Genomic DNA, 16,812 nt, shown 5'->3' on the forward strand with positions numbered 1-16,812 from the left:
CCACGGCCGACGACGAATCGAACGCACGGAGAGGACCGATCATGGAACGCACGACGCTGGGCACGACCGGCATCTCGATCCAGAGGCTCTGGCTCGGCGGGATGAGCTTCGGGAAGGTCTTCCCCGCTTCCACTAGTGGATGGTCCGCGTGGACGAGACCGAGGCGATCATCACCCGCGCCCTCGAACTCGGCGTGAACTTCATCGACACGGCGAACACCTACGCGCACGGCACGAACGAGGAGTACATCGGCGAAGCCCTCCGTCGCCTCGCCGTGCCGCGCGAGGACGTCGTCCTCGCCTCGAAGGCCTACTTCAACGAGGGACATCTGTCGAGGGGGCGATCGAGCGGGAGATCGAGGGGACCTTGACGCGCCTCGGCGTCGACTACCTCAACCTCTACATCATCCACCGCTTCGACCTCTACATCATCCACCGCTTCGACTACTCGACTCCCATGGCCGAGACGATGGAGGCGCTCGACAGGCTCGTCCGCGACGGTCGTGCGCGGGCGCTCGGCGCCTCCGCGATGTACGGCTACCAGCTCCACAACCTCCAGCGGGTCGCCGACGAGAACGGATGGACGCGCTTATCGAGCCTGCAGAACCACTACAACCTGCTCTACCGCGAGGACGAGCGCGAGCTCATCCCGGTCGTGCGCCAGTACGGCATGAGCCTCACGCCGTACAGCCCGCTCGCCTCGGGCCACCTCACAAGATCGACCTGGGACTCCGACTCGGTCCGTTCGACGACGGACGGGACGATGCGCCAGAAGTACGATCGCGATCGGGAGATCGACATGCCGATCGTCGTGCTCGAAGCCTTCGAGGGTCGACGACGCCGTCCGCGCGTTCTCGCTAGAGCTCTCGGCCGAGGAGGTCGCCTTCCTCGAGGAGCCCTACGTCGCCCACGACCTCGTCGGACCGCTCGCGGGGACGGTCGTTCCGCAACAGCCGGGACAGAAGAACGCATGACGACGAGGGCACAGTCGGCCGCCGGGAATGAGGGCGAGGACTACCTCGCCTCGATTCCGCCGACCGCGCGCCCTCGTTTGGACACCGCACGCCCTCGTTTGGACACCGCACGCCCTCGTTTGGACACCGCACGCCCCGCCCTCACGGGCCTGACGCTCGCAGACCACGCGAACTGCGCGCTTAGGCAACTCGGGACCGAACCTTCCCGGGCACACTCCGATTCTCCTTCGCGAGACTCGGAACAAACCCCAGGACGCTTCAGAACGAGTAGCCACCGCTCGTGAGCGCGTGGTCGTCAGCTTGGCTGAATGTTGATGCCGCGCAGCCAGTCGAAGAATCCCATTTGCCTCACCTTTCACAGATAAGATCAGATCGATGACCGGGGAAGAAGCATGTGCCCGATTAGAGACAATGGAGCAAACCGGCTCTTCCGAGTTGAGTGTGGGTGGAGGCGTCTAGGCCTCCTGCGATGAGGAGCATTCGGAGTTGGTAGTTGGTGGGGTTGCGGTAGCCTCTGGCGGTGCGTCTGCCTAGTTCGATGATTCCGTTGATGGCTTCGGTGGGGTGCGTTGCTGGCTCCGCTGGTGTCGAAGTAGGCCAAGAATGCGTCCTTCCACTTGCGTAGGGTCCGACCCAGTCGGGCGATTTCGGGGATGGGACACGTTGGTAGGCGCTCGACGAGATGAGCGGCCAGGCGTCGGCCTTGGGCGGGTGTGTCTTGGTGGAAGACCTCGCGCACTTGCCCGGTGAAGGTAAGCGACTTCGACACTGATATGCGCCTCATCTGCCGTGAAGGCCTCTCGGAGTCGTTCTTGTTGACGTGGGGTGAGCTTGTGGCGCGAGGCGTGCAAAAGAAGCCGGATTTGGTAGAGGGGATCACCCTTGCGTCCGCGGTGACCCAGGGTGTCTTGCTGGACACGGCGACGCACCTCACCTGGGGCGTCGCCAGCGAGCTTGACGATGTGAAAGGCATCGAGCACGCTGGTTGCGTCTTGGAGCTGGTCATCGACGGCGTTCTTGCTGTCCCTGGAGGGGATCCAGCGTCGCGATTTGCACCCCTGCACGGAAGTCTTCTCCGCGCTCGGCCAACCAGTTCTTGTACACGGTGCCAGACCTTCCTGGGACCAGGTCCAACAAGCGGGCTGTGGGATGATCCTCCCCGCGTGTCAGGTCCACGATGCCGGTGAGCTCACGGGGCCCTCGTCGGCGTCGGTCCTGGTGATGCCACACATGCTCATCAACCCCCAGTACCCGCACGCCTGCGAAGCGGGCGGGGTCATCAGATGCGGCTTGCAGGCGCGGCTTGATGTGGGACCACATGGTATTCCACGTGGTTCCTAACTGGCGGGCCAGCCCCGAGATGGTGGCTCCCTCGAAGCGTAACTGTCGGATCGCCCAGCGGATCGCCCGCACACTCAAACGCGCCCTGGGAGCACACACCGAGTGGTTCTGCTCAGTGAAGGTCGCGATCTGGCAGGCGTGTTCGCGGCATATCCACCGTCGCTTAAACCACCGGAACCTTGTCGGAATCCCGGCCCAGGGCGCGTCGATCACTTCCACCACCATGCGCCCGTGGCCTTGTGCGATCACCCCACACCCAGGGCAGCCAGCACAGCGATCACAGGACTCTATGTCGAGCACCAGAGCATCTGGGGTGCGAGCCACGCTCATCAGATGGAAGCCCTCCAAACCGACGAGCAGATCACACCGATCACAACGGTCAAGCGAGGCAGAGCAGCAGCAGGTAGGGTGGGACATTGTCGAGGTCCTTGAAGATCGCGGGGGTAGAAGTCCGCTCATCATCAAGGACCTCGACCTCTACCCGCAACCCCCGACCAACACCCGGTCACCCACACTCAACTCGGAAGAGCCCGTTTACTCTGTGCGCGCTGTGCTTCCGCGGCTGTAGTATCAACAACAAATTGCTGGAACCTCTCAAGTCGGCCAACAGCATCAGTGCCAAGCTGCTGCTGACATAGGACACAGACCGCTCCATCGGAGGTGTACGGGAATTCATGATCGGGGTAAGCCACCTTTGAATATGACTCTGCCGCATTCCACAGCGCCTTCCAGGCGCTTGATCCAACTTCGGATAGAGGCTCGTTCGCAAACGTTTGACGCGAAGCAAGATTCGCCGCCTCCTGAGCGATATCTGCATCTTTCACCAGTTCAGCGAGCTGTTTCTCAGCCCGCACTCCGACCTTTTCATCGAGAGTTTCCAAATGATCGGCAATCATAGTGAGGGCTTCGGAAATTTCGATCAGTTGAGCTTTCTCTTGAGTCGGGTCGCTGACACGAAGATGAGCAACTACTTTCTTCTGTTTTTCCAGCTGCTCGGCAGCGTCAGGAGGACACTGGATCGCTGTTGCTACAGCAGCATCCGTTGTTGAGGCACTGAGATCACGAAGAAACTCCGCGGCGGAACCACGAGGATCAACCTTAGGCAGTGGCCCGGGTTGGCTATTCTCTTGCTTCCACGCGTCAATCACTCGGGACACACCAGTGCAGATGTCTGCGAGATCCTCCAGAAGCTTCACCGCTGAAGGACGGTAGGAGATCTCCGCTTCGGTAGTCAGATAGCTATCCCCACAGTGTTCGTCATAAAACGCTATGCGCTTAAGGTCTGGATCAGGTGATTGGTCTAGAAGGACACTTCTTTCATCATCACCAACACTGAAGACAACTTCGCCTGAAGGCTTTCCAGAATCACTAGCGAACACATCCGGCAAGATCTTCTCTTGATGGCGCGCTCCCACCATTGAGCTGATCACTCGAGCGTAACCAGACTTGCCGCTACCGTTGTGTCCATACACCACGGTGAGTCCGTTTGGTTCAAATGTTAATTCTTGGCCAGGAGCAAGACGATTGACGTTAGCGAGATTTTTGACCGCAACCAGTTGAACGGGCTCGGCCTGCGTCACCTGCAGTGGTGTGAGGTTAGAAAACCAACCTCCATCAGGGGGAGACTCAGGTTCCTCGATTAGGCTTCGCGCGATGTCCGCATAATCGTGTTCCCCAAAAGTATCCCCAGCAATAATGCGCGCAAGAGCCTTCTGCTGCCACCAAGGTTTTGTTTGTGCCCAGCTCAGTACGTCTTCGTAGGCTGCCACTTGGATGCTCCTTCACTTGCAGGGTTCATAGGGGAAGGGAAAACAATGGGTGAATCAAACGTCGCCGCTAGTCTCGATTCGTTCTAAAGCCGTGGCGCACTGCGCCCCAACAGAACATGACTTTCCCAATAGTTCCAAGGATGTAGTCATGAGTAGTTGAGAAGAAGGAATGCTCTACACTCACTTCTTACCCCCAGACGTAAGCCCCGTGCGGAACTCCACGACGTCACCGTCGTGCATCACGTAGTCCTTGCCTTCCATGCGGACCTTGCCGGCGGCCTTCGCGGCAGCCATGGAGCCGGCTTCGACCAGGTCGTCGTAGGAGACGACCTCAGCCTTGATGAAGCCCTTTTCGAAGTCCGTGTGGATGACGCCGGCGGCCTTGGGGGCGGTGTCGCCCTTGTGGATCGTCCAGGCGCGAGCTTCCTTCTCGCCGGCGGTGAGGTAGGTCTGCAGGCCGAGGGTGTCGAAGCCGACGCGGGCCAGCTTATCCAGGCCGGACTCGTCCTGGCCGGATTCGGCGAGCATCTCGCGGGCGTCCTCGTCGTCCAGTTCGACCAGCTCGGCCTCGAACTGGGCGTCCAGGAAGATGGCCTCGGCGGGGGCGACGAGGGAACGCAGTTCGTCCTTCATCTCCTCGTTGTCCATCTCGGCGGCGTCCATGTTGAACACGAAGATGAAAGGCTTGGAGGTCATGAGCTGGAAGGAACGCAGCGCGTCCTGGTCCAGCTTGGCACCCTCGGGGCCGGACAGCAGCTCGCCGCGCTCCAGCAGGTCGAGGGCCGCCCGCGCTGTCTCGAGGACGATCGGCTCGGTCTTCTTGCCGCGCACCTCCTTTTCGAGGCGCGGGATCTGCTTCTCGATCGTCTGCATGTCGGCGAGGATCAGCTCGGTCTTGATGGTCTCAATGTCCGAGGCCGGGTCCACCTTGCCGTCGACGTGCACGACGTCGGGGTCGGAGAATGCGCGCGTGACCTGGCAGATCGCGTCGGCCTCGCGGATGTTCGCGAGGAACTGGTTGCCCAGGCCCTCGCCCTCGGAGGCGCCGCGCACGATGCCGGCGATGTCCACGAAGGACACGGTGGCGGGCAGGATGCGCTGGGAGCCGAAGATCTCCGCGAGCTTGTTCAGGCGCGGGTCGGGCAGGGGCACGACGCCGACGTTGGGCTCGATGGTCGCGAAGGGGTAGTTCGCAGCGAGCACGGTCGCGCGGGTCAGGGCGTTGAACAGGGTGGACTTGCCGACGTTAGGCAGTCCGGCGATACCGATAGTAAGAGACACGCTCCCATCCTATCGGAGCAGGCCGGGCGGCGTGGCGCTCACGCGCCACGTCACGCCGACGCGCGGGGCGCTCGGCTCACTGCGCGAATTCGACGGGCGCCAGCTGTAAGAAGTCACCGAAGGTGATCGTCACATCATCAGACTTCCTGACCCTCACGCCGCGCTCACCGAGCGCATAGAGCCTCGAATAGACAGCATCGCCCTCAGTCTCGCCGAAGCGCGCGGCACCGAACATCTGCGTCATCGTCTGACATAGCTGCCAGGCGGCAGCCGCCCCCGCGCGCGGCTCAACGCGCGTGCGAGCGGGAGTCGGCGAAATGGTGAGCACCCACTCTCCCCACGACGCCTTCTCCTGCGCGATCCAGCCGTCGCCGACCAAGGAGACATCGCGGCCGTCAAACTGCCCCGCAACGCCCCCATTGGCGACAAGAACGTCACGCACGGGCACGCCCCTCGCCCACTGGTCCACGATGCCGCACACCTGACCGAAGGCCAGGCCGGTGCGCATAGGAACGGTCTCCACCTCGTCACGGGAACCCGCGGACGGCTCCGGGGACGCAACCTGGGCGGCGAGGTCCCGCAGCTGCGCGAACGTGAGGGCGGGCCGACGATTCTCCTGAGAATCGGGCGCGTACCCCTGCTCGTTCTCCTCCTCGAACCAGTCGAACTCCTCGATCTCCTCGGGGCTCTCCGAACCGTTCGGGCTCAGGGGCGTGACTGCAAGACCACCGGAAGCCAGCATAGGCACGTCGCGCAGGCGCGCGCCGCCCGCCAGCCCGGCGAGCACCCTCCCGAAGCCGAGGGGGAAGCCCGGGGGAAGAAGAACCGTCTGCCCGGTCGCGTCGCTGGCCAGCTCCACGCCGTCGGCGCTCACCGACGCGGTGAGAACACCGAGGCCAGAGACGCGCAGATCCCACTGGTAGCGGATCTGCGGGCGCCACTGCGGCGGCATCATGCCCAGCCCGTCGACCAGGTCGGACATGGAACGGTCGAACTCTGCGTCGAACTGGTCCCAGCACGAGCACATGGTGCACGGCTTCGACCTGATGTCGATTTCCTGAATCTCGGGTCCGAGCGCAATCATCCACCGGTAGGGCTTGTACTCGGGTTCCTCCGACTCCAGGTTGTAGTATTCATCGTTTTCGATGAGCCTGGTATCGCCAAACGACGAGTGGATGGTCGTCCCTCGGACCGACAGACGCAGGGAACGATCAGGGGTGCGCCACCGAATGTGTGTCTCCTCCTGCTCAGACCCGCCAATGATGATCGGTTTGACCGGCTCCATCATCTGCGCGGCCTCCAAGATGAACTGGTGCGCGTCCTCAAGCGTCATGTCGCGCCCTACCAGGGCGGCGACGGCGTCGCTCACTCGTTCGATGGGATCCATGCGCAAACCTCCACGTTCACTTGACAATCAGCGGAGCCCCGCCCCTCACAGCAAGCTTACCGCAGTGTCAGACGCGCGCACGCGGCGGTCTCAGCTGGTGTGGTCGGGCCCTGCCACACGGGGCGCGTGGGGGCGCGGTCGCGCGGGGAGGCAGGGAGAGGGACGAGTGGGAAAGAGAGGAGCGGGAGTGGCGGGCTACGCCGACGCGCGGGGATAGAAAGCCTTCATTTCCTCGAAGCTTCCGAGCCGGAGCCTCAGCCCGAGGAGCGTGTCGACGCTGAGGGCCCGTTCGCCGACGCGGAAGAATCGCGTGTAGGCGAAATGACTGGTGGTGCGCCCCGCGAAGGCCGGCCCGACCATGTTTGTCAGCGTGGTGCACAGCTGCCAGGCGGCACCCGCCACCTGTTGGTCGTCGTTCCACTCCTCGCCTTCGGCGGGGGAGACGATGATCGCCCATTCGCCGTTGTGCTCGGGCTGGTAGGCCGCCCAATCAGTGCCGACGATGGCCTGCTTTGTCAGGTAGGTGCCGTTTTCCCCGCCCAGTCCGCGTGTCAGGAGGTCGGCGATGGGCGCGCCGCCCAGCCACTGCTGGACGAGCCACTGGAGCTGCTCGGTCGTCAGGCCTGCGCGCATGGGTGCGGGGTTGTCCCGTGTGGTACGAGGCCTGGGTTCCTCCTCAGCGTCGCCCGCGGCCAGTGAAACGGCGGTACGCAGCTCGTCGAAGGTCAGACCGGGGCAGCGGTTGTGCTCGGTGTCGGGGCCGAGCTCGTCCCAGTTGTGTTCTTCCATCCACGCGATCTGTTGGAGGAGTTCGGGGGTTTCCCGTCCCGTCAGGCTTGTGGGGCCGATGCTGAAGCCGCGGGATTCCAGGAAGCGCACGTCGCGCAGCGGTGCCCCTTGCGCGAGGCCCGCGAGGATCCGCCCGATTCCCATCTGGAAGCCGGGCGGCAGCGTAACGGAGTCGCCGGTGACGTCGCTGGAGATTTGGACCCCGTCGACGGTGGCGCGCACGGTGACGACGCCCAGGGCGGTGACGCTCATGTCCCACTGGTAGACGATCTGCGGACGCCACGCGGGTGGGAGTTTCGCCAGGTCGTGGGGCAAGGACCGGAAGACGGGATCGAAGACCTCGTCGAAGAGTTCCCAGTTGTAGCACAGGCATCCGCAGCGCTTAGCCCAGACATCTTCCGGCGTTTCGGGGCCGAGAAAAATCGCCCAGTGGAAGGGGGTGTCCTGGATGAGGCCCCACTTAACCTCGCGGAACTCCTCGTCCTCGGCGTGCTCGGTGTCCACGAAGCTCACCGACACCAGAGGCATATCGGGCCTGTCGCCGCCGCTGATCGCGAGCGTCCGTCCGCCGACCCGCCATCGCGCCTCGCTCCCGTGCTTGCCTCCGCCGACGATGACGGGGCGTGCGGGCGCGAGGAGGGCCGCTGCGTCGAGGAGGAACTGGTGGTAGTCCTCAAGCGTCAGGTCGCGCCCGGCCAGGGCGGCGACTGCGTCGCTGACTCGTTCGATGGGATCCATGCACAACCTCCGCGTTGGCTCGACAATCGACGAATACTCGTCCTTGCACGCCACTTTACCGCACTGTCAGACGGTCGGAGGTGCGGTCTCAACTGGTGTGGTCGGGTCCGGCGACGCGGGGTGCGTGGGGGCGAGCGGGCACCATGCCGGCCTTCTTCAGGTCGGCGCGCAGGTCGCGGGGCAGCGCGAAGGTCGTCGATTCGGTCTCGGTACGGGCCACCTCGACGGTGGGGAATCCGCGGTTCTGCAGCCATTCGATGACGTCGCGCACGAGGATTTCGGGAACGGATGCGCCGGAGGTGAGGCCCACAGTACGGGCACCCTCGAACCAGGACTCATCGAGTTCCTCGGCCTTGTCGACGCGGTACGCGGAACCTGCCCCGGCCTCGAGCGCGACCTCGACGAGGCGCACCGAGTTCGAGGAGTTCGCCGAGCCGACCACGACCATGACGTCCACCTGGGGCGCGATGAATTTCACGGCACCCTGGCGGTTCTGGGTGGCGTAGCAGATGTCGTCCGACGGCGGGTCGATGAGCTGCGGGAAGCGCTGGCGCAGGCGGTCCACGGTCTCGCGGGTCTCGTCGACGGAGAGCGTGGTCTGGGAGATCCACACGACGCGCGAAGGGTCGCGCACGACAACGTTGTCGACCTCGTCGGGGGTGCCGACGACCTGGATGTGGCCGGGTGCCTCGCCGAAGGTGCCCTCGACTTCCTCGTGCCCCTGGTGGCCGACGAGGATGATGTCGTAGTCTTCCTTCGCGAAGCGCACGGCCTCGCGGTGCACCTTGGTCACCAGCGGGCAGGTCGCGTCGATCGTGGCGAGGTGGCGGGTGGCGGCGGCCTCGTGGACGGCCGGGGAGACGCCGTGCGCGGAGAAGACGACGCGGGCACCCTCGGGCACCTCGTCGGTCTCCTGGACGAAGATCGCGCCGCGCTTGGTCAGCGACTCGACGACGAACTTATTGTGGACGATCTCTTTGCGCACGTACACGGGCGCGCCGTAGAGTTCGAGGGCTTTTTCGACGACGTCGACGGCACGGTCCACGCCGGCGCAGTATCCGCGGGGGGCCGCAAGGAGAATGCGGCCGCTTCCCTCTCCGTGGGGGGCGGGCAGGGGGGTCTCGGCGCTGGCTCGCAGGTCGACGTTTTCATTCATGCGTCCACCCTAGCGCCCGGGGGCGAGGGCGTGCGCGGGGGCGTGGGAATCACACATTGTCACCTCCGATACGAGGCCTGGGCGCGCCCACGCTTCCGACTTCCCACACGCTCGGGCGCAGGGACGCAGACGGGGGCGGCGTGTGGCATCCTGTGGGAGTGACCTCGCCCTATGCCCCCTCCTCCCCCGCAGCGGGGACCGCACACGCTGCCGCGCGGCCGCCCGCCGCGAAAGCCGCCGACACGACGCGGGATAATCCGTGGCCGCTGCGCAGGCTGACAGAGAACATCAAGGTGTACGTGGACCGCATGAGTCCCCTGTGGGTGGAGGGCCAGGTCGTCGAGTACAAGGTGCGCCCGGGCGCGAAGATGCACTTTTTGACGCTGCGCGACCTGGAGACGGACACGTCGATGACGGTGACCGCATGGGCGGGCGTCATGGATTCCACGCCGCTCACCGAAGGTGCACGCGTGGTGACGCGAGTGAAACCCGTGTTTTGGGAGCGCTCGGGCCGACTCAACCTGCAGGCGGCGGAGATTCACCTCCAGGGCGTCGGCGACCTGCTGGCCCAGATTGAGGCACTGCGCGCCCGCCTGGCCGCCGAAGGCCTCTTCTCGGACGCGCGCAAGAAACCCCTGCCATTCCTGCCGCGCACGATTGGGCTGATCTGTGGTCGGGGCGCGAAGGCGAAAGACGACGTGGTCGTCAACGCCTCGGATCGCTGGCCAGACGCGCGCTTCGAGATCCGTGAGGTCGCCGTCCAGGGCGATCACTGCGTGCCCGAAGTGGGACGAGCACTGCTCGAGCTGGACGCCATGGAGGACGTGGACGTCATCGTGATCGCGCGCGGCGGCGGAGCGGTCGAGGACCTCCTCCCCTTCTCCGACGAACGCCTCGTGCGTGCGGTCGCGGATGCCCGCACCCCCGTCGTGTCCGCCATCGGACACGAGGGTGACTCTCCCCTGCTGGACCTCGTCGCGGATTACCGCGCCTCAACCCCGACGGACGCGGCGCGCCGCATCGTCCCGGACCGTGCCCGCGAGCGCGACGGTGTCGCCCAAGCCGTCTCCCGTATGCGTGGAGCGTTGGCCGGTCGCCTCATGACGGAGCGCTCGCACCTGTCGCTCCTGACGTCGCGGCCGGTTCTCCAGGGGCCGGGGGCCATCGTCGACGGGCATCGCGCGGCCCTCGATCAGCGCGTGACCGCGCTGCGCACGGCGGTCGAGCGCCGCCTGGCGTCGGAGCGTCAGAGTCTGACCCGTGCGCGCGCCACGCTGACTGCCCTGTCCCCGCAGGCGACGCTGGATCGCGGCTACGCGCTGCTGAAGACCCCGTCGGGCCAGCTCATCACTTCCTCGGCACAGGTGAAGAAGGGGGACCTCATCGAAGGCATCCTCGCGTCTGGCCGCATGGTCGCTCAGGTCGTGGGTGCCACCGCCCCCACTGCGCCAACCGAATCGTGACCCGGGACCTCAGCCCCGGCCTCGTCCCACCCGCGCATCAATCGTAAGGAACAACACAATGACCCCGACCGATCAGCTTCCCGATCCTCAGTCCCTGGGATATGAGGCCGCGCGCGACGAATTGGTGCGTATTGTCCAGACACTTGAGAGTGGTCAAGCACCGTTGGAAGACACGCTGACGCTCTGGGAGCGCGGGGAAGCGCTGGCAGCTCGCTGCTCACAAATCCTCGACGGGGCACAGTCTCGCCTGGCGGAGCGCACGGGGACGCAGGCGGTCGACGCCCGCTAGGCTAGTTTCCGGACGTTTTCGGACCGCAAGCGAGGAGACCAGATGACACAGTCCATCCCCCACGTGCTCGCAATCGGCGAAGCCCTCATCGATGTCATGATCACGCACGATCAGCCGGAGTTCCCCGTGGAAATCCCGGGTGGATCCCCCGCGAACGTCGCGCTGACCCTCGGGCGGCTCGGACGGCCAGTTGAGCTGGCGACGTGGATCGGTTCGGACGCGCGTGGACGCCTCATTGAGTTCCATATGGCCGATTCGGGCGTGCTCATCACCGACGCCTCGCGCGGCGCTTCGCACACGTCGTCCGCGTTGGCGCACCTGGACGCAAACGGTGCGGCCTCCTACACCTTCGACTTGGAGTGGGCACCCACCGCCCCCATCGAGGTTCCCGAGACAGCTCAGATCCTCGAGGCCGGTTCCATTTCGGCGATCATTGAACCGGGCGCGTCGGCTGTCCTGGATGCGCTGGAGCGCGGACGCGAGCATGCACTCGTGTGCTTCGACCCGAACGCGCGCCCTTCGATCATGGGCGATCCCGAGACGGCGCTCGCCTCGATTGAGCGCTTCATCGCTCTGTCCGACATCGTCAAGGTGTCGGACGAAGACATCGACTGGCTGACGGGCGGGGCTTCCATCGACGAGGTCGTGGAGCGTTGGCTGGGCTTGGGTCCGTCGCTCGTGGTCGTTACGCGCGGCAAGCACGGTTGCCTGGTTGCCACGGCCTCGGGCCTGCGTTTCACGAAGACGCCGGGCGACGTCAAGGTCGTCGACACGGTCGGGGCGGGCGATTCCTTCATGGGCGGCATGATTGACGCTCTGTGGGGCATGGGACTGCGTGGCACCGGCGCACGCGAGGCGCTACGCGTCCTCCCGGAGGAACAGGTGCGCGCCATCATCGACCGCGCCAGCGCCGTGTCCGACGTGACCGTGTCACGCAGCGGCGCAAATCCGCCCTGGGCGCACGAACTCGCTTGAGCAGGTGCCGTCTGGCACCTCCAGATTCACCAACGAGGCCGGGTCCCGTGATGGGGTCCCGGCCTCGTTCGTTGGTGGGCGCGGCTACTTTCCCATGCGGCGCTCACGCTGGGCGTAGGAGCGCAGGGCGCGCAGGAAGTCGACGCGACGGAAGTCCGGCCAGTAGACCTCGCAGAAGTAGTATTCGGAGTGCACGGACTGCCACAGCATGAAGCCCGAAAGGCGCTGTTCGCCCGAGGTTCGGATGACGAGGTCGGGGTCGGGCTGGTCCTTCGTGTACACGTGGGCGGTGATGTCCGCGTCGGTGAAGGAGTCGGCGAGTTCATCGAGGGTGAGTCCCTTTGCCGCGGCCTCGCGCATCATGGAGCGCACGGCCTCGGTAATCTCGTGGCGGCCACCGTAGCCGACCGCGACGTTGACGGTCATACCCTGCACGCTTGCGGTGCGCGCGACGGACGCACGCAGATCCTCACTCACCTGCTCAGGCAGCAGAGCTAGGTCACCAACGACGGCCAGCTTCCAACGCCCCTGGTCCGCCAGGAGGGAGACGGCCTCGCAGATGATGCGCAGCAGCTCACCCAGCTCGCCCTCGTCGCGCGCCAGGTTGTCGGTAGACAGAAGCCACAGCGTGACGATGGAGACCCCAGCGTCCTCGGACCAATCAAGAAACTCGGCGATCTTGCCGGCTCCCGCGCGGTGTCCCTGCGAGGCGGTTGCCCCCAGCGACTTCGCCCAGCGCCGATTTCCATCCAGGATGACGCCGATGTGTTTGGGGACTGCTGCATCGGACAGCTCGGCTTTGAGGCGACGCTCGTACATGTCGTAGAGCATGTTCCACTGGCCCATGTCGTCTCTCCTTCGTGTCGCACAGGCCGAAGCGGCCTACTCTTATGACAGTAAGGGTATCGCGCCGTTCGTCACAGGGAAACAGAAATACTCTCGCAGTGCGAGAACATGCCGAACCCCGGAATTTACGCCGTAGTAACCTACGGTAGCGTAAGAAATTGATGAGGTGAAGAGATGAAGATCGCATCGCTCACGCCCAAGCAGTGGGCGTCCGGACAGCTCGTCCAAATCAAGCCGAAGCTGCGCGGCTGGCTCCACCTGGCAGCCGCCCCCCTGTCGCTGGCCGCATCCATCGTGCTCGTGTGCCTGGCCCCCACGACCCCGACCAAAATCGGGTCGGCCGTCTATCTGGCATGCTCCCTCATTCTCTTCGGCGTCTCCGCGACCTACCACCGCTTCTACTGGGCCCCACGCTGGGAGATCATGTGGAAGCGGCTGGATCACTCCAACATTTTCCTACTCATCGCGGGCACTTACACGCCGCTGACCATCGCGCTCCTCAGCCGCTCCGACGCCACGATCCTCCTGTCCGTCGTCTGGGGAGGCGCGATCATCGGCATCCTTCTCAACCTCTTCTGGCCCACCGCACCGCGCTGGCTCAGCACCCTCGTGTACGTCGCCCTCGGCTGGGTCGCCGTCTGGTACCTGCCTCAGCTGTGGGCAGGAGGCGGCCCCGCCATCGTGTGGCTCATTGTCGCGGGCGGCGTCCTCTACACGCTGGGAGCTGTCGTCTACGGCGCGAAGAAACCCGATCCCTCCCCCACCTGGTTCGGCTTCCACGAGATCTTCCACGCCTTCACCGTCGCCGCGTGGGCCTGCCACTGCATCGCCGTCTACCTGGCAGTCCTAGGTTCCTAACGCGACGACCGCGCACGCCGACCACGTCGTCGTGCACATTGTTGCTACACTCAACACCGTGCGCGCCGACACCCACGTGTCGGCGCTCAATCGACTGACACACGTCAATGGAGGAACTATGGCCGACACTCAATGGCTTACGCAGGCCCAGTACGACCTGCTCGCGTACGAGCTCAAGGAACGCATCGAGGTCAAGCGAGTCGAGATCGCACGCCTCATCGATGCAGCCCGCCAGGAAGGCGACCTGCGCGAGAACGGCGGCTACCACGCCGCGCGCAACGAGCAGTCCATGAACGAGACGCGCATCCAGGTCCTCCAGGAGATGCTCGAGCACGCCGAGGTTGGCGACACCCCCGCCGACGACGGCATCGTCGAACCCGGAATGGTTGTCACCGCCATCGTCGCCGGTCGCGAGCAGACGTTCCTGCTCGGCTCTCGCGACGCCGGAGGCGACCTGGGCATTCAGGTCTTCTCCGCGCAGGCGCCCCTCGGTGCCGCCGTCATCGGTCGCAAGGCAGGCGACAAGCTCTCCTTCGAGGCCCCCACCGGCCGCATGATCGACGTCGAGATCATCGACGCCAAGCCTTTCGAAGGCTGAGCCTGCGCGCAGCGTTCGCGCTGCCGAGTGCTACATACGCGCCGAGTGGGTCCCACCATCAGGTGGGACCCACTCGCGTCTACGTATTCGAAGGGGAGGATCAGACCTCCACGTGGGGCGTCGGGGGTTCGCCCGACTTCTCCCCCGCAGATTCGGCAACCGCACCTGAGGGGGCGGGCGCCTCCCGCTCCACGCGAACCTCGGCGTGAGCATCCACGGATGCCACGACCTCGTCCCCATCGGCCTCGAGGACCGACGTGTAGGGACGCGTATCAGGCTTACCAGCGTACGTCGCGGCGATCTGCTTCTCGAGCGTTCCCGGGGGGCCTCCCGGCCGGTCCTGCGCCGTGGCCAACTCGGGCATTGGGTCGTAGCCGTGCAGGTACATGACCGTCGCATTAATGAAGGCCGCAATCGGCACGGAGAAGACCGCGCCCGCGATACCCGCGATCGCTGATCCCGCGGTGATAACCAGCATGACGGCCACGGGATGCAGGGACACGGCGTTCGACATCATAAAGGGCTGCAAGATGTTGGACTCGATCTGCTGGACGACCATGATGATGATCAGCATGATGATCGCCTTCGACAGACCGCCGTTCAGCGCAGCAACCATCACCGCGATGACACCCGAGGTCAAGGCACCCAGAATCGGCACGAATGCCGCGAAGAACGTGATAACACCGATCGGGATGGCGAGCGGCACACCCAGGAAGAACGCGCCGAGCGCGATGCCGACCGCGTCGATGGCCGCCACCTGAATCTGCGTACGAACGTAGGAGCCGAAGGTCGCCCAACCGCGGATCGCGCTCTCGTGGACGGGAACGCGCGCGGGAGCGGGCAGCAGGCGCACGCACCACAGCCAGATCGAGCGCCCTTCCTTCAGGAAGAAGAACAGACAGAAAAGCATCGTCAGGCCGGAGGTGGCCAGCGTGCCCACCGACGACGTGATGTTGAGAGCACCGGTCGCCAGCGTCTCCTTGTTCGTGTTGAGCCAGTTCACCACCTCACTGCGCATCTGATCGGCCGCCTGGTTCAGCACCGTCGTGTCGATTTTGAGCGGGCCGTTCTTCAGGTAGTCGTTGGTCGAGATCATCTGGATGAGGGTGCCAAAGCCCTCCGCAGCCTGCACGGCCAGCTGCGGGACCTGCTGGATGAGCTCGGCGGCTGCCTGGCTCAGCGCCCCGGCAACGGCGAAGAAGAAGACGAGGAGGCCGACGGCTGCGGCCAGGGACGAGGGGAAGTGCAGCTTGCGCCGCATCCATGAGACGAGGGGTTCGAGCAGCACGGCGAGAGTCAAGGCAATCGCGACCGGCATGATGACGAGCGTGAGCCAGGCGGCGGCCCACAGGAAAGCGGTGACCAGCCCGACGACGACGAGCGTGCGCCACGAGAAGGCCGCGGCTACGCGCAGGGTACGCGGCACCAGGGCAGAGGCGTCAAGTTCATCGTGGTTTTCCTCGCGCACCGAGAGAACCACGGGGGCGGGAGTGTGCATCTCGCCGGAGAATGCTCCTCTTCCGGCGTTCTTCGCGGGTAGCGCTGCGTTCAGCCGTCCCATTAGGCCCGACAGATTCCAGCGCGGTCGTTTAGGTGCTGTAGCCACTGGTTCTCCTTTTCTCACGCCCCAAGACTACCCGCGCCTGTCACTTTTTCCCGTCTTTACGCGCTCATCAGGCGCATGTGGGGGTGGCGGTGGTCAAATGTGAGACATGGATACTTTCTTTCGTCTGGCGAAGACGGGGGTCCGTTCCTCCGTACACGCCGTGTTTGGTACGCCTCTCATTGACGAGGCCGGGGCGGGCCAGGAGGTTATCTTCCTGGCCGCGGGGTGCTTCTGGGGTGTCGAGAAGGCACTGTGGAATGCGCCCGGTGTTGTCTCGACGGCGGTGGGCTACATGGGCGGGCACTCCCCCGATCCGTCCTACCGGCAGGTGTGTTCGCATTCGACGGGCCACGCGGAGACGGTGCGCGTCGTCTTCGATACGTCGGCGACCAGCGCGGCCGACCTGATCCGGCTCTTCTTCGAGATCCACGACCCCACGCAGGTGGGCGGCCAGGGAAACGACATCGGCGACCAGTATCGCTCGCAGATCTGGACGACCACACCCGACCAGCTGCGCGTCGGGCAGGCCCTGCGCGAGGCCTACCAGTCGGTGCTGAGCGCGCGCGGTTTCGGCCCGATCCAGACGGTGATATCTCCGGCTCCCTCGCCCGAGTCGAATGCCCGCTTCTGGCTCGCCGAGGAGTACCACCAGCAGTACCTGGCGAAGAATCCTGGCGGCTATGAGTGCCACGCTCGCACCGGGGTTGCCTGCCCGGCGCTTCCCCACGAGTAATTGGAGGACG

14 protein-coding genes and 2 pseudogenes are annotated in these 16,812 nt (G+C 64.9%); 7 read left to right on the forward strand and 9 right to left on the reverse strand.

The genetic code is table 11. The features are described 5' to 3' along the window. Window positions 1-139 precede the first annotated feature (139 nt). Window positions 140-1,257: pseudogene (locus tag HMPREF1136_RS05340) on the forward strand (aldo/keto reductase). 83 nt (window positions 1,258-1,340) lie between these two features. Here HMPREF1136_RS05340 and HMPREF1136_RS11485 read toward each other — a convergent pair. The 7 genes and pseudogenes from HMPREF1136_RS11485 to HMPREF1136_RS05370 all read right to left on the reverse strand — a co-directional run bounded on the left by HMPREF1136_RS11485 (window position 1,341) and on the right by HMPREF1136_RS05370 (window position 9,434). Further along, a pseudogene (locus HMPREF1136_RS11485) lies at window positions 1,341-2,037 on the reverse strand (ISL3 family transposase). After that, a complete protein-coding gene (locus HMPREF1136_RS11205) occupies window positions 1,976-2,539 on the reverse strand; it encodes a hypothetical protein (protein WP_232204181.1) in 564 nt (187 codons plus the stop codon). The pseudogene HMPREF1136_RS11485 and the gene HMPREF1136_RS11205 overlap by 62 nt, the downstream one beginning before the upstream one ends. Before the next feature lie 290 nt (window positions 2,540-2,829). Continuing rightward, on the reverse strand, window positions 2,830-4,083 hold the full coding sequence (locus HMPREF1136_RS10655; protein ID WP_009648305.1) for an ATP-binding protein: 1,254 nt from the start codon (window positions 4,081-4,083) through the stop codon (window positions 2,830-2,832). A 180-nt stretch (window positions 4,084-4,263) separates the two neighbouring features. Beyond that, window positions 4,264-5,364 carry a redox-regulated ATPase YchF gene (gene ychF / locus HMPREF1136_RS05355; protein ID WP_009648302.1) on the reverse strand — a complete coding sequence of 367 codons (1,101 nt, stop codon included), beginning with the start codon at window positions 5,362-5,364 and terminating at the stop codon, window positions 4,264-4,266. Window positions 5,365-5,440: 76 nt separating this feature from the next. Continuing rightward, a complete protein-coding gene (locus HMPREF1136_RS05360) occupies window positions 5,441-6,751 on the reverse strand; it encodes a hypothetical protein (protein WP_009648323.1) in 1,311 nt (436 codons plus the stop codon). 195 nt (window positions 6,752-6,946) lie between these two features. Beyond that, window positions 6,947-8,278, reverse strand: a complete 1,332-nt coding sequence (locus HMPREF1136_RS05365) for a hypothetical protein (RefSeq protein ID WP_009648317.1) — start codon at window positions 8,276-8,278, stop codon at window positions 6,947-6,949. An 88-nt stretch (window positions 8,279-8,366) separates the two neighbouring features. Continuing rightward, window positions 8,367-9,434, reverse strand: a complete 1,068-nt coding sequence (locus HMPREF1136_RS05370) for a 4-hydroxy-3-methylbut-2-enyl diphosphate reductase (protein ID WP_009648301.1) — start codon at window positions 9,432-9,434, stop codon at window positions 8,367-8,369. 158 nt (window positions 9,435-9,592) lie between these two features. Here HMPREF1136_RS05370 and xseA point away from each other — a divergent pair, with 158 nt between their 5' ends. From xseA to HMPREF1136_RS05385, 3 genes are read left to right on the forward strand one after another with little or no spacing between them, the layout of a single operon-like run. Continuing rightward, complete coding sequence (gene xseA / locus HMPREF1136_RS05375) at window positions 9,593-10,897, forward strand: exodeoxyribonuclease VII large subunit (RefSeq protein WP_009648299.1); 1,305 nt, start codon at window positions 9,593-9,595, stop codon at window positions 10,895-10,897. Window positions 10,898-10,955: 58 nt separating this feature from the next. Continuing rightward, window positions 10,956-11,186: an exodeoxyribonuclease VII small subunit gene (locus tag HMPREF1136_RS05380; RefSeq protein WP_009648325.1), complete on the forward strand. Its 231-nt coding sequence runs from the start codon at window positions 10,956-10,958 to the stop codon at window positions 11,184-11,186. Window positions 11,187-11,228: 42 nt separating this feature from the next. Further along, the gene (locus HMPREF1136_RS05385) at window positions 11,229-12,161 is read left to right on the forward strand and encodes a carbohydrate kinase family protein (RefSeq protein ID WP_009648309.1); all 933 of its coding nucleotides are present in this window, start codon (window positions 11,229-11,231) and stop codon (window positions 12,159-12,161) included. A gap of 84 nt (window positions 12,162-12,245) precedes the next feature. Here HMPREF1136_RS05385 and HMPREF1136_RS05390 read toward each other — a convergent pair whose 3' ends face one another. After that, window positions 12,246-13,007, reverse strand: coding sequence for an isoprenyl transferase (locus HMPREF1136_RS05390; RefSeq protein ID WP_009648297.1), 762 nt, complete (start codon window positions 13,005-13,007; stop codon window positions 12,246-12,248). A 174-nt stretch (window positions 13,008-13,181) separates the two neighbouring features. Here HMPREF1136_RS05390 and trhA point away from each other — a divergent pair, with 174 nt between their 5' ends. Beyond that, window positions 13,182-13,865: a PAQR family membrane homeostasis protein TrhA gene (gene trhA, locus HMPREF1136_RS05395; protein ID WP_009648314.1), complete on the forward strand. Its 684-nt coding sequence runs from the start codon at window positions 13,182-13,184 to the stop codon at window positions 13,863-13,865. A 118-nt stretch (window positions 13,866-13,983) separates the two neighbouring features. Further along, a complete protein-coding gene (greA, locus tag HMPREF1136_RS05400; RefSeq protein WP_034505045.1) occupies window positions 13,984-14,463 on the forward strand; it encodes a transcription elongation factor GreA in 480 nt (159 codons plus the stop codon). 100 nt (window positions 14,464-14,563) lie between these two features. Here the strand turns inward: greA and HMPREF1136_RS05405 are convergent, their stop codons facing one another. Then, window positions 14,564-16,024, reverse strand: coding sequence for an AI-2E family transporter (locus HMPREF1136_RS05405; RefSeq protein WP_442852132.1), 1,461 nt, complete (start codon window positions 16,022-16,024; stop codon window positions 14,564-14,566). Window positions 16,025-16,175: 151 nt separating this feature from the next. Between HMPREF1136_RS05405 and msrA the strand changes: the two genes are divergently transcribed. Further along, window positions 16,176-16,802 (forward strand): peptide-methionine (S)-S-oxide reductase MsrA, encoded by a 627-nt coding sequence (gene msrA / locus HMPREF1136_RS05410; protein WP_009648320.1) that lies wholly within the window; start codon window positions 16,176-16,178, stop codon window positions 16,800-16,802. Window positions 16,803-16,812 lie beyond the last annotated feature (10 nt).

Source organism: Actinomyces sp. ICM47 (assembly GCF_000278725.1).
In the GTDB taxonomy this organism is placed as follows: Bacteria; Actinomycetota; Actinomycetes; order Actinomycetales; family Actinomycetaceae; genus Pauljensenia.